This is a genomic window from Nonlabens sp. Ci31 (assembly GCF_012974865.1).
GTDB lineage: Bacteria > Bacteroidota > Bacteroidia > Flavobacteriales > Flavobacteriaceae > Nonlabens.
The window spans coordinates 391,201-404,763 of the sequence record NZ_CP043633.1; the positions used below are offsets into that span (position 1 = coordinate 391,201).

At 36.8% G+C, this 13,563-nt stretch carries 12 protein-coding genes; 10 read left to right on the plus strand and 2 right to left on the minus strand.

What is annotated here, in order from left to right:
* Nucleotides 1-179: 179 nt before the first annotated feature.
* The 5 genes from folE to F0365_RS01815 all read left to right on the plus strand — a co-directional run bounded on the left by folE (nucleotide 180) and on the right by F0365_RS01815 (nucleotide 5,543).
* Nucleotides 180-851, plus strand: coding sequence for a GTP cyclohydrolase I FolE (gene folE / locus F0365_RS01795; protein ID WP_169932079.1), 672 nt, complete (start codon nucleotides 180-182; stop codon nucleotides 849-851).
* 170 nt (nucleotides 852-1,021) lie between these two features.
* Entirely contained in the window at nucleotides 1,022-2,509 is a 1,488-nt protein-coding gene (gene cysS / locus F0365_RS01800; RefSeq protein WP_169932080.1) for a cysteine--tRNA ligase, read from the plus strand.
* 248 nt (nucleotides 2,510-2,757) lie between these two features.
* Entirely contained in the window at nucleotides 2,758-3,132 is a 375-nt protein-coding gene (locus F0365_RS01805) for a hypothetical protein (RefSeq protein WP_169932081.1), read from the plus strand.
* 188 nt (nucleotides 3,133-3,320) lie between these two features.
* Entirely contained in the window at nucleotides 3,321-3,542 is a 222-nt protein-coding gene (gene yidD / locus F0365_RS01810; RefSeq protein ID WP_169932082.1) for a membrane protein insertion efficiency factor YidD, read from the plus strand.
* A 546-nt stretch (nucleotides 3,543-4,088) separates the two neighbouring features.
* Nucleotides 4,089-5,543, plus strand: coding sequence for a sodium:solute symporter (locus tag F0365_RS01815; RefSeq protein ID WP_169932083.1), 1,455 nt, complete (start codon nucleotides 4,089-4,091; stop codon nucleotides 5,541-5,543).
* 1 nt (nucleotide 5,544) lies between these two features.
* Here the strand turns inward: F0365_RS01815 and F0365_RS01820 are convergent, their stop codons facing one another.
* Nucleotides 5,545-5,907, minus strand: coding sequence for a CoA-binding protein (locus F0365_RS01820; protein WP_169932084.1), 363 nt, complete (start codon nucleotides 5,905-5,907; stop codon nucleotides 5,545-5,547).
* Between the two features lie 761 nt (nucleotides 5,908-6,668).
* Between F0365_RS01820 and F0365_RS01825 the strand changes: the two genes are divergently transcribed.
* A complete protein-coding gene (locus F0365_RS01825; protein WP_169932085.1) occupies nucleotides 6,669-7,568 on the plus strand; it encodes a hypothetical protein in 900 nt (299 codons plus the stop codon).
* A 1,176-nt stretch (nucleotides 7,569-8,744) separates the two neighbouring features.
* On the opposite strand, the gene F0365_RS01830 is transcribed toward F0365_RS01825, so the two are convergent.
* Nucleotides 8,745-9,752: a 3-oxoacyl-ACP synthase III family protein gene (locus tag F0365_RS01830; RefSeq protein WP_169932086.1), complete on the minus strand. Its 1,008-nt coding sequence runs from the start codon at nucleotides 9,750-9,752 to the stop codon at nucleotides 8,745-8,747.
* 75 nt (nucleotides 9,753-9,827) lie between these two features.
* Here F0365_RS01830 and F0365_RS01835 point away from each other — a divergent pair, with 75 nt between their 5' ends.
* The 4 genes from F0365_RS01835 to F0365_RS01850 all read left to right on the plus strand — a co-directional run bounded on the left by F0365_RS01835 (nucleotide 9,828) and on the right by F0365_RS01850 (nucleotide 13,533).
* On the plus strand, nucleotides 9,828-10,427 hold the full coding sequence (locus F0365_RS01835; RefSeq protein ID WP_169932087.1) for an alpha-ketoglutarate-dependent dioxygenase AlkB family protein: 600 nt from the start codon (nucleotides 9,828-9,830) through the stop codon (nucleotides 10,425-10,427).
* A gap of 212 nt (nucleotides 10,428-10,639) precedes the next feature.
* The gene (locus F0365_RS01840) at nucleotides 10,640-10,933 is read left to right on the plus strand and encodes a TIGR03643 family protein (protein ID WP_169932088.1); all 294 of its coding nucleotides are present in this window, start codon (nucleotides 10,640-10,642) and stop codon (nucleotides 10,931-10,933) included.
* A gap of 190 nt (nucleotides 10,934-11,123) precedes the next feature.
* Nucleotides 11,124-12,077: an alpha/beta hydrolase gene (locus F0365_RS01845; RefSeq protein ID WP_169932089.1), complete on the plus strand. Its 954-nt coding sequence runs from the start codon at nucleotides 11,124-11,126 to the stop codon at nucleotides 12,075-12,077.
* Between the two features lie 127 nt (nucleotides 12,078-12,204).
* Nucleotides 12,205-13,533 carry a DUF819 domain-containing protein gene (locus F0365_RS01850; protein WP_169932090.1) on the plus strand — a complete coding sequence of 443 codons (1,329 nt, stop codon included), beginning with the start codon at nucleotides 12,205-12,207 and terminating at the stop codon, nucleotides 13,531-13,533.
* Nucleotides 13,534-13,563 lie beyond the last annotated feature (30 nt).

A 13,563-nucleotide genomic window follows, 5' to 3' on the forward strand; every position in this document is an offset into this window, starting at 1 on the left:
ATTTTAGTTTTTAATAGTAAGAGCTATATTCTAATTAACAAATATGAGGAAATTTGTTAACTCTTACTTAACGTATTATGCCAATTTTCTGTCTAATTCATACAAAACAATGCAGTTATCGCTTACAGTTTGTAAATTTGCACGCAAATTAAATTGCCCCTACTAATCGTAGTACTTATATGAAAATTGAAGATATCTTAGAAAATATAGAAGATAACGATCACTTGTCTTCTAACGAGCAAACCCCTTTACGATCAGATGCATTTGAATTAAGCGATGCTGATAAAATCGAGTCTATTAAAAGAGACGTGCATCACATTCTAGAAACTCTAGGAATGGACATGACAGACGACAGTCTTAAAGGAACGCCTAATCGAGTGGCAAAAATGTTTGTCAAAGAGATTTTTGGCGGTTTGCGTCCCGATAAAAAACCTAGAGCCAGTACTTTTGAAAATAAGTACAAGTACAATGAAATGCTGGTAGAGAAAGACATCGTTGTTTACTCCACCTGTGAGCATCATTTGTTGCCTATAGTAGGCCGAGCGCACGTGGCTTATATTTCTAACGGTAACGTGGTGGGACTTTCAAAGATGAATCGCATCGTAGATTATTATGCAAAACGCCCTCAAGTTCAAGAACGTTTAAATATTCAGATCGTACGTGAATTACAAAAAGTGATGAATACAAAAGACGTGGCCTGTATCATTGATGCAAAACACTTATGCGTGAACAGTCGTGGTATCAGAGATATAGAGAGCAGCACGGTGACTGGAGAATTTGGCGGTAAATTTAAGGACCCAATTGTAAAAAGAGAATTTCTCGATTACATACAGATGAAGACTAAATTCTAGATTTCTACTCTGCATCTTTATGAAATAGCAAAATCTCAACTAGCAGCTCGCTTCATTGAATTATTAAACTCTATTTTTGAAGAGGATATGGAAGGATGTTCCGCTTTCGCGAAAGCGAGATCAACACCAACAAATGAAACCAATAGCATAGCATACCACAAAATTAAATCATGGCTAGATATCAAGATAATGAACTGAACATCTACAACTCTATAAAAGGAGAAAAGGAAGTTTTTACCTCTATTGTAGAGGGGCGTATAGGAATGTATGTGTGTGGACCTACCGTTTATAGTAATGTGCATTTAGGAAACTGCCGTACGTTTATCAGTTTTGACATGATATTTAGGTATCTAAAACATTTGGGATATAAAGTACGCTATGTACGTAATATTACAGATGCTGGACACCTTACTGACGACACTGATGAAGGAGAAGATAAAATTTCTAAAAAAGCCAGACTTGAAAAAATAGAGCCTATGGAAGTGGTGCAGAAATACACCCTGGATTTTCATACGGTCATGAGTCAGTTCAATGCATTTCCACCCAGTATTGAACCTACGGCTACTGGACATATTGTAGAGCAAATCGAGATCATAAAAACCATTTTAAATAATGGATATGCCTATGAAAAGAACGGCTCTATTTATTTTGATGTCGTAAAATTTAATGAAGATCATCACTACGGTAAACTGAGCGGTCGCAACCTAGAAGACATGATGGCCAATTCTCGGGAACTGGCTGCACAAAGTGATAAGGCAAATCCAGCCGACTTTGCGCTGTGGAAAAAAGCGAGCCCACAACACATCATGAGATGGCCTAGTCCTTGGGGTGATGGTTTTCCAGGATGGCACTTAGAATGTACCGTGATGAGTTCTAAATACCTAGGGGAGACTTTTGACATACACGGTGGTGGTATGGATCTTAAATTCCCACACCACGAGTGTGAAATTGCACAAGGAGAAGCAGCGCATGGTCACAGTCCAGTAAATTACTGGTTGCACGCAAATATGCTGACTTTAAACGGTCAGAAAATGTCTAAATCTACTGGAAACAGCATTCTGCCTGTAGAACTTTTTACAGGAAATAATGATTTTATGCAAAAGGCTTTTGCTCCTAGCGTGGTACGTTTCTTTATGATGCAGGCGCATTATCGATCAATTTTAGATTTTAGTAACGATGCCATTCTAGCTGCCGAAAAAGGTTTTAACCGACTTACCGAAGCTATGAAAGTAATGGAGAAACTAGCTGTTTCTAAAACCTCTTCTATTGACCTCGCTTCTTGGAAAGCAAAATGCTATGCTGCAATGAATGACGATTTCAATACGCCTATTCTTATTGCAGCGCTTTTTGATGCTGTAAAAATGATCCACTCTATACATGATGGAAACGCAACGATTACAGCAAAGGATCTTGAAGAACTTCAAGAAACGATGAATGGCTTTTTCTTTGATGTTTTGGGATTACAAAATACCAAAGAAGAAGGAAGCAGTTCCTTAAACAAAGGACTGGACGGCGCGATGAAACTTATTATTGATTTAAGAGCTACTGCCAGAGCTAATAAGGACTGGAGTACGAGCGATAAAATACGCGACGAGCTCATTGCTGCTGGAATCCAATTAAAGGATGGCGCTGATGGGACCATTTATAGTGTGGAGTAGTCTTTTTGAATTAGGAATTAGGAATTAGGAATTAGGAATTAGGAAAAATTGAAATTCTAAAATCCTTTGGCAAGAAAAAAGCTTAATTTACTTGTGCTGAGCTCGTCGAATTATAAAACTAAATAAAAAGAACGCCGATAGGTTACAAAAATAAATTCTAAGGGGCGGAATTTATTATGCCATCTATGATAGAAGATTTCATTTGAATTTAAATTTGTATCGGACCCTGTTGTGTTGACAATTTTATTATGAGAATTATACAAGCAGGCTTACTAATTTTTATTTGTTTTACTGCCCTTGTAACGATTGGTGCTGGCTCTCATGGTCATATTTCCATGAAGAATCACGAGACTGCTACTATTGCTTATGGCTCTATCATTTTTGCATCAACTGCTTTCATTAACCTGATAGCTTTAGTAAATCGCTTTGTGAACTTCAAAAGTGTTATGTCCTTAATTTTTAATCAAATAAGCGGCCTGATACTTACCTTTTACTTAGTATACGCAATCAAATTTAATATTGATGGTGGGCACTTTCCCTTGAGGCATTTGTTATTGAACACCTTGGGAATCATTTTAAGTGTTTTAATTGTAAAAAAAGATTTCAAACAATTTTTAGAATAGAATAATTCAAAAGGCAATCGATAGAATAATGAGATCCTGAATAAATTTGCTGTTCAAAATTTATTTAAATCACCAAAATTTGTCATTCCAGAAAATTCTTTAGAACACCGTTTGTGTTTTATTAGGCCGAGCTTTTAAGAATTTATCTGGAACAGGATGACAATTTTAGTTAACTGGTTTTAAACTATATGAAAAAAATACTAGCCTATCCGTTTTTGTTGTTGATCAAGGTTTATCAAACAGTGATATCCCCTTTTACACCTGCTAGTTGCCGCTACTCTCCTACTTGTTCTCAATATTCTAAAGAAGCTCTTGTTAAACACGGTGCTTTTAAAGGCGGCTGGTTGGCATTGAAACGTATTTTTAGCTGTCATCCTTGGGGTGGAAAAGGTTATGATCCCGTGCCGTGAATGTCGCTTAGTGACAGGATAAAAATAAAAAACGTAGGCCGCATCAAGTGTTGATCATCAATTTATAAGTGAATTTAAAAGCAAACTATAAAAAACTCCCTTGCCACGATCGCCCACCTCTGGGAACATATCTTTTAGGTTGCTCAGGTGCTCATTGAGTTTCTCACGATGTATCTCGACGCACCGGTAATGATAGGCCAAGCATCATTGTCAGTCCAGAAAAAATTAACAGAATTAAACAAATACTAATGGCAAGCTTACCTACCAATTTTGTCTAGAATCTACTGGTGGCCGCTCCATGATGTTAAAGTTTAAAACTCCTTACAAACTTTCTATTATAAGCGTTCTCGACTCTTGCTCGAACTGACATTTGCATTTTGCACCTCCAAATACTTACTTTTATAAATTCCTATTCACCTCAAAATTTGATTCTGGTTCTAGTTCTGGTTTTGACTTTCAAATCTATTTTCACTTTTCACATTTGAATTCAAGTTCAAGTTTAAATTCATCTGTGCTTCCTTACCTTAGCCTCAAAAATTAAGAGCCTTGACTTCCACCCAAATTCTCATTACCATAGCCTGTTATTTTGCTGTTCTTGTCGCTATATCCTTTATAGTGGGGCGTACGAGCGACAGCGCTACTTTTTTTAGAGGCAATCGTTCTTCCCCTTGGTTTATTGTGGCTTTTGGAATGATAGGCGCGTCTCTTAGTGGAGTGACTTTTATCTCCGTTCCTGGAGCGGTAGAAGAAGGTGCGATGAATTACTTTCAAGTGGTACTCGGTTATATAGTTGGCTATTTGGTGATAGGAACGGTACTTTTACCGCTCTATTACCGGATGAACCTCACTTCGATTTACTCCTACCTCAACGATAGATATGGCAGTGCAGCACAGTACACAGGCTCTAGTTTCTTTATTCTTTCTCGTGTGGTAGGTGCCAGTTTTAGACTGTATTTAGTGGCGGGAGTATTGCAAGAATTTGTCTTTGAAAGTATGGGTGTGGAGTTTTGGCAAACGGTAACACTTACTGTAATTCTTATCTGGTTGTACACTTTTAAATCGGGAATCAAAACTATCGTTTGGACAGATACCTTACAGACCTTATTTATGTTGATTGCCGTAGGAGTAAGTATATACTATATTTCTGACAGCTTAAATCTTAACGGTATTGGCGAGATTACTGGTTTTATATCCGATAGTGAGCTTTCCCAAATCTTCTTTTTTGACGACTGGAAAAGCGGTCAATATTTCTTTAAACAGTTTTTTGCCGGAGCCTTCATCGCCATTGTGATGACGGGGTTGGATCAAGATATGATGCAAAAAAACTTGACCTGTCGCAGTCTTGGTGATGCTCAAAAGAACATGTTTTGGTTTACGATTGTGCTGACCTTTGTGAATCTGGTATTCTTAGGATTGGGTGTTTTATTAACCGCTTTCGCGAAAGCGGAAGACTTAACAGCTACTAAAGACAAGTTGTTTGCCGCCATAGCACTAGACAGCAATCTGGGAATAGGAATTGGACTGGTGTTTATACTAGGACTCGTAGCAGCGGCCTATTCGAGTGCAGACAGTGCGCTTACTTCTTTAACCACTTCTTTCTCTGTAGATATTTTGCGATTAGAACAAAACTATGAAGAGAAGAAACAAAACTGGATCCGCAAGCTGGTTCATGTTGGATTTTCACTACTCTTAATTATAGTGATTGTAAGTTTTGAATATTTGATCCAAGACGCTAGTGTGATCAATAAACTGTTTGTATTTGCTGGATATACCTATGGACCTTTGCTGGGGTTGTTTGCTTTTGGGATTTTAACCAAAATAAAAGTACAGCATCATGCCACTCCTATCATCGCCATCATATCTCCATTTATAGCTTTCGGAATCAGCTCAGCAGCCAACTACTTTTTCGAATTCGAATTCGGCTTTTTTGTGCTGCTTCTCAATGGGTTCATCACCTTTTTAGGCTTGCTCATTGCATCCATTTTTAGCCATCAGGATTAGATCAATATTGATTCGTACCCAACAAGACTAGCGTGCAAGCCACTTCGCTTTTGATATTGTTCTCCTTTAAAAGCTTATAAAACTCTGGGTTCTCTGTTCCTGGATTAAAAATGACCCGTTCTGGATGGAGGCTTATGATGTAATCGTAATACGCGCTCTGTCTTTTAGTATTCAAATAAAGAGTCACTGTATGGACTCCCTGAAATGGGACCAGCTCTTTGTAAATTTTTACATCGTCTACCATTCCTTCTCGCATTCCTATAGCTACCGTATCGTTATTGAACTTGCGCAATCTATAAATAGCGACGTTAGAATAACGTTCTTCTTTGAGCGATGCTCCTAATACTAAAGTTTTTTTGGACATTTTTTATGACTTTACGTGTAACAATATACGAAAATCATCGTCTTTTAAACAAAGGGCCTGATAAAGACTTCTAATTTATTTGGTTTATTGATTTTTTATGAAAAAGAGAAATTCACAGATTAAAGTCTTTAAAATTTTTAAAATTAGATTCTTAAAAGACGAACATCATCGTATAATTCATAATTAATGGTTAGTGTTATTATACGATTTAGAAATCCCGAGCTTGCAGGCTCGGGATTTTGTGTTTCATACCTATTTCTATTCCTAGTTACTTGCTGAGGGCTGCACCTATGAATTACACATTACTATTCTTAAAATTTTTGAATCCTTATTAATAAGGGAAATAACTTAACAAATTCAAATGTATTGTACTGAAAAACTGTTTTAGACTGCTCGTTTTCAACTTATAAAAATATTTAAAACAAATAATAATCCCTTTGAAAACAAATAACATAAAAGGCTTTATTCTCTCTAATAATCTTTTGGAAAACCCACTATTTTATGCATATTGAAATCAGACAACTTAGTGTTCTATAAAGATGAAGGACAATTTTAAACTTTAATAAACTCTTAAAAAATCATCTACTCCTATGATTTTAAAATGAATAATACTAGATAAAAGTTAAAAAAAAATACCGTTAAACCTTTTAATTTCTGTTTAAACGAAAAATAATCTTATTTACATGAGAAAATATTTTAGCAAGCATAAAGTATTTATTTTTACGGCATATCTAGCAATAAATAGAAAATATTTTAAAAAAATGAATAAAAGATTACTTTGTTTTATAACTTCATTTCGTAACAGCAGTATCAATTGGTTTATTTTAAAAACTTCCTTATACCTGTTTATATTTTTAATGTTATCTCCTTATTTTGGATCTGCACAAGTAGGCATTAATACCGACACCATAGATCCTTATGCCATACTTCAGATAGAGAGTACCGACAAGGGTGTATTGTTTCCAAGACTTAGTATAGCTGACAGAGATGCTATAACTGCGGCTGCTGCGGCTACCGGAAACCCTGTTCCATCAGGTTTAACCATATATTGTACTGATTGTTGTCAAAATGGGACTGGTTCCATTTATTATTATAATGGTGTTGCATGGAAATCACTTGATAACAGCTGTAGAGATGTAAATGCACCCCCAGCGTGTATTGACCTTACCACCACGATTACTGACGAGAACCACATGGAAAGCGGTAATAACTCTGACGATACTCCAGCACTTTTAATTGACGGTAACACCGTATTGGCAGCTCAAACCAATAATGAAAGAGATAAATTAGAAATGCACAAGACCGATAAGGATAATGTAGCGTTTGATTTTTCGGAAAATCTCCCTGTTGGTTATAAAATTCGCTTGTATTTTAATGATAGTCAAAGACCAGCTAATGGTGGCGGGTTTAGACTTGGACTTGATGTCAGTCCAGAGTTAAATGGTGTTCAAACTGGGCAAAATGTTGATACAGAAAATGGTACTTTGCCTAATAGCACCGTAACTAGTTCTGGTAATGATCATATTTTAACCATGACTTTGAATTCAATAACTGATCATCTTAAAGTAGTATCGAGTAATGATGACCGTGACCATGTATACCTTTTAGAGATAAAATTATTTGATAACAATGATGTTGAAATACCACTTACTTGTAACTAATACCTAGCTAACAATTCTAACTGGTTATAAAATATTTTTAGCAAAACCTTTTTCCCGAACTTAAAGGGGAGGTTTTAAATTGATTCCTTTATACCAAATTAAATTCCCAAAGGATAGAATCTATTCTAAGCTTTGGGAATTTGTCGTTCTAAGAAAAGCTTTTCTATAACCTAAATTTACAATCCTCATTGGAGCAACTGTAAATCACCCCTTCCTATTTTAAATAACTTCTAACCTGTATACACCTATAAAATTGCTGCACCCACTGCAGTAAGCAAAGGTAACAGAGTATATAAAAAATAGGGATATAGCCATTGTCTAGCTGGCTCTTGGTAAACAAATCAGCTGCTGCAAGAATTATTATAGTAAGAGCTATCAACCAAATCATGGTAAAAATTAATACCCTTTTATTGGTCACACTAGTTTACCAAATAAATCAAATAAACCATTTTGATCAAAACTAATTAGCCAGGCTTCAAGAAGCTAGTTATTCCTGTAGCCCTATTTGGGTATTTATGTAGCAAAAATATACTCGAAGAAAAGAGCCACAGCACTGTTCATAAGGGGAAAAGAAAATATACCTCAGATGAAGTGTCGTTGATACTATAAATTATGGTTCCATCTTCTTTTGCTATCTGAAATATGGTCGGATTCCATTTTTCCGATTCTGCTCCTTTAATCCAAAAGTTCACTTTTTTTTGATCTGCTAAAGTTACTTTTATACCTTCATATGCTGCATTACGGGAATCATACCCAATATTTTTAGATAGTAAAAATACCTGTGTCTGACCTGTAATCTGTAATTGTAATTGAGATTTTGTGATCTTTGTTGTATGAAATCTTCTGTCGTTCGTTATTTTTTTTATAGTAAGTTTCTACTTTCTTTATTTTCCCTGTTTTTAAAATCAGAGCGTTTTCAAAAGTAAATAACGTAGGAGCTGCAAAATAAAAAGCACTTAGAATGCAAGTAACTCCAAAAATCAAACTCTTTATAGCCCAATACCGTTTACTTTTCATACTAGGGAGACATAACATTTCTTAAAATTCAAAGGTGCGGACTGAAGTCTGCACCTTTGAATTTATCTTTTTATCAAAACCTTTTACTCAGTCCTAAAGGGTGAGGTTTTAAAACTGTACAAATATTTTAGAAAGACTCCTCCCTACCCCATTATTAAATTACCACTTTATAACAGCACTACCCCAAGTAAAACCACTACCAAAAGCGGCGAGAACAATTGTGTCACCTTCTTTAATTTTACCTTCTTCCCATGCTTCACAAAGCGCAATAGGAATAGAAGCTGCTGTAGTATTACCGTATTTCTGGATGTTGTTATACACCTTATCGTCAGCCAATTGGAATTTTCTTTGAATAAATTGAGAGATACGCAAATTGGCTTGGTGTGGTACAAGCATATCGATATCGCTTACTTCAAGACCATTGGTTTTAAGACCTTCCATGATGACTTCAGAAAAACGAACGACGGCATTCTTAAACACAAACTGTCCATTCATATAAGGATAATAAGGGATATCTTCTTGTGGATTCTCCTCTATTAATTGTGGAACCCAGTGGTTGGTTGAAGGGCCTTTTAAGGACAATTCTAATGCGTGTTTTCCTTCACTGTGTAAATGAGTAGAGAGAATTCCGTGACCTTCTTTTTCAGATCTAGAAACTACCGCTGCTCCTGCTCCATCTCCAAAAATGACTGACACATTTCTACCACGAGTGGTAAAGTCAAGTCCGCCACTGTGATTTTCTGATCCTATGACCAAAACATTTTTATACATACCCGTTTTTATAAACTGATCTGCAACAGAAAGAGCGTAGATAAAACCACTACATTGATTTCTTACATCCAGTGCTGGACAGGTATGAATACCCATTAAATCCTGCACTTGCACGCCACAACCAGGGAAATAATAATCTGGTGATAGGGTCGCAAAAACAATTAATTCTATATCGTCTTTGGAAACATTAGCGCGTTCTAGAGCAATTTCAGCAGCTTTAACACCCATAACCGCAGTAGAATTGCCATCACCTTTTTTGATATGACGACGTTCTTTGATACCCGTACGTTCCTGAATCCAGGCGTCATTAGTATCCATAATTTTAGAAAGGTCGTCATTAGTCACAACGTTCTCCGGAACATATTTACCCATTCCGGTTATGCGAGAAGTATACATAAATTAATTTTAATTGTGCGCAAGATAAGTGACAGCCTTAGTATCTTGCTAGCGTTACATCATAATTTGATATGCATGCATAATAAGTTATTTCCAGATCCATTTCCAGATATCCCAGATGCTACGGTACATTATGAGGCTGCCTTTTACGCTTTCGCGAAAGCGGAACATCTAAAAGCCACATTACTAGAACAAACCCCGTGGAGACAAAATAAAATCCAGCTGTTTGGCAAGGTGCACGACGAGCCGAGGCTCACCCAATTATATGGAGATCCAGATATCGCATACGGCTACAGCGGTATTAATTTTAAAGCCTTACCATGGACAGAAACTTTAAAACAGATCAAAGCCGATGTCGAAAAAGCAGCAGGAACCACCTTTAACATTTGTCTGATCAATCAATACCGCGATGGACGAGACTCCAATGGCTGGCATGCCGATAATGAAGCCGAACTGGGTAAGAATCCTGTCATCGCTTCCATTAGTTTAGGACAAGAACGCTTCTTTCATTTAAAACACAACACTAATAAAGACTGGCGATTTAAGTTCTTACTAGAACATGGCAGCCTTCTTCTTATGAAAGATCATACACAACATACTTATAAACATCAAATCGCTAAAACAAAAAGAGCCATCGATTTGCGGATTAATTTGACTTTTAGAAAGGTGGTTTAATAAGCAGCAGGCAAGTTGATTCTGAATTGAGGTTGCGATCTGAATAAGATATAGATGAATGGCATAATTTAGACCTTATCATTAAAAATAATTAGCCTGTCACATCTGAAATTGCTTTTTTTATTCCTGCTGTATTTGTTAAGAGTTGTATAAAATGCAGTTGTTATTCCCTACCTTTTGTAATCCTTCGAAAATAGAACGACTTTATACTTATGGCAAAAGCAAAAGACATTCTTAAAAATCTTGATGAACGCGCAATAGACCGCATCGTAGAAATGGGCTGGGAAGACCGCACCCCTTTTGACGCGATTGAGGCACAGTTTGGTGTTACAGAAAGTCAAGTCATCAAGATCATGCGCAGCGAGATGAAAGAAAGCAGTTTTAGAATGTGGAGAGCGCGCGTTCAAGGCCGCTCCACAAAGCATCGCGCACAAAGAGATCCTGAAATGAGTCGCTTTAAATGTACTATGCAACGCTCTACTGGGAACAAGATTGCTAAAAGGTAAAAAAGACTTAAGAAGGCTAGCGCTGTAAAACAGAAGAATAAAGACCAGTCCTAGTATCATTCCAGATTCTGAGTTGTCCTATTTTATTTTGCTATTAAATGATTTAGTCATTTGAAATGAATCACTTTATTTTACAATGGCATACCTATTGCCTAGATTTGAACGTTCTTAAATAGTTCTATATCAAATCATGAAAAAGTTACTCTTCCTTTTATTGTTTTTACCTCTCGCAAGTATTGCCCAAGATGCTTTTTCTAAAAAGAAAGCACAGCAACCTGCTAAAGATCTTACTGAGGTAAACATCAATGAAAATATTCAGGGTACGCTACTCACCCCTGATACTGTTGAAAAAATACCACTTGTCATTATCTTGTCCGATCAAGGTGCGATGGACCGCAACGGTAACGAACGCAGAACTAGAAGTAATTCTTACCAGCAACTCGCCGACTCACTTCTTTCTAAAGGAATCGCGACTTATAGATACGACAAACGTATTTTAACGCAAATAAAAAATCGAAAACCTAGTGACAAAACACTTTTTAGTGATTACGTTATAGATGCAAAACAAAGCGTTTTATTCTTTAAAGATGACAGCCGATTTTCTAAAATTTTTATCGCTGGTCACGGGCAAGGTTCTTTAGTAGGAATGCTGGCTGTAGATAAAGATGTCGATGGTTTTATATCACTCCACGGAGCTGCACAATCCATAGATGCATTAATCGTACAACAAATTGCAAAAGAAATCCCTGGACTGGATAAAGTAGCTGCGGCAACTTTTGAAAAAGTAAAAAACTCTAAAGAGCCTATTGAGGCTATTGAGCGAGATTTATACACTGTCATAGGTCCACAAATCCAAGCTTTTATGAAATCATGGATGCAATACGATCCTACTGATGAAATTAAAAAACTACAAATTCCTATTTTGATTATCAATGGCTCAAAAAACAGACAAGTAGATCCCTCTGAAGCAGCTTTATTGAAAGAAGCCGTTCCTCATGCTCAACTAGAGCTCATAGAGGATATGAATCACGTTTTTAAAATAGTGGGAGAAGATGAAATTGTGGCTTCAAAAAGCTATATAGATCCTAATTTTCCTTTGAGCAGTCAGTTAGTAAAGCTGATAACTGATTTTGTAAAGAGCTGATTTAGTCCCTACTATTTGATTATTTCTAAATCGCTTAAGTGCTGTTGCGCCCAGCAGGTAAGAAAGAGAAATGATCTCCAACAACTTCACATAAAATTGTATTTTGCAGCTGTTAAATATTCCCTTTATGATTTTTCAAGATGCAGTAGAAACAGTAAAAGACACCACGCCCTTTATCACTCAGGATACGGTAGTTTTTGGTTTACTAATGATTTCGTTAGCTGCAGTTTTTTATACATCATCTCAAAAGGAAGGATTCTGGTCTGTGTTTTATAAGTTCATTCCCGCACTTTTAATGTGCTATTTGATTCCGTCTATTTTAAGCTCTACAGGCTTAATTTCTCCTGACTGGACTACCGTAACTGAAGATGGTACCGTTACTAAATCAAGTTCCTCCTTATACTTTATGGCTTCTCGATATTTGTTGCCAGCCGCGCTGGTACTCATGACACTCTCTATTGATTTAAAAGCGGTTTTTAATCTTGGTCCCAAAGCCTTGATCATGTTTTTAACTGGTTCTGTAGGAATTATTATAGGTGGTCCTATAGCTATTTTAGTTATAGGAACTATTTCTCCAGAGACCGTAGGTGGTGAAGATTACAGTGCGGTTTGGCGAGGACTTTCTACCATAGCTGGGAGCTGGATAGGTGGCGGTGCAAATCAGACTGCCATGCTAGAAGTATACCAATTTGATCCATCCAAATACGGAGGAATGTTACTGGTTGACATAGTCGTTGCTAACTTATGGATGGCCCTATTACTTCTAGGAATAGGATCGAGCGCAAAATTTGACAAATGGTTTGGTGCAGATTCAAGTTCTATCGAAAAGCTTAAAAAGACGGTCTCTGAATATTCAGAAAGCGTCAAAAGAGAAGCTACTTTTACAGATATGCTGGTGATGCTAGGTATTGGTTTTGGAGCTGTAGGAGTCGCTCATTTTGGAGCTGATTTTATTTCGGCATCATTAGATGGACATAAGGCTATTGCAGGTAATATTTATTTAAGTTTCTTGACCAGTCAGTTCTTTTGGCTTATTTCTATAGCTACCGTTTTAGGGATTATATGCTCCTTTACACCTTTGAAAAAATATGAGGGGACTGGTGCCAGCCGTATAGGTAGTATTTTTATCTATATTTTAGTCGCGACCATAGGAATGAAGATGGACCTCAGGCAAGTAGTAGATAACCCGTGGTTATTAGGGGTTGGTTTGGTATGGATGGCTATTCATGCGGGACTTTTAATACTAGTAGCAAAATTGATCAAAGCACCTTATTTTTTCCTTGCTGTGGGAAGTCAGGCTAACGTAGGTGGAGCAGCGAGTGCCCCTGTGGTAGCAGCAGAGTTCCATCCGTCTTTAACAACTGTAGGAGTTTTACTGGCTGTTTTTGGCTATGTAGTCGGCACTATAGGTGCCATTGCATGCACCCTTTTAATGCAACTAGCAGCCACTTCCTAGCTGGTTTTATTGCCGTATGTTAAACTTATG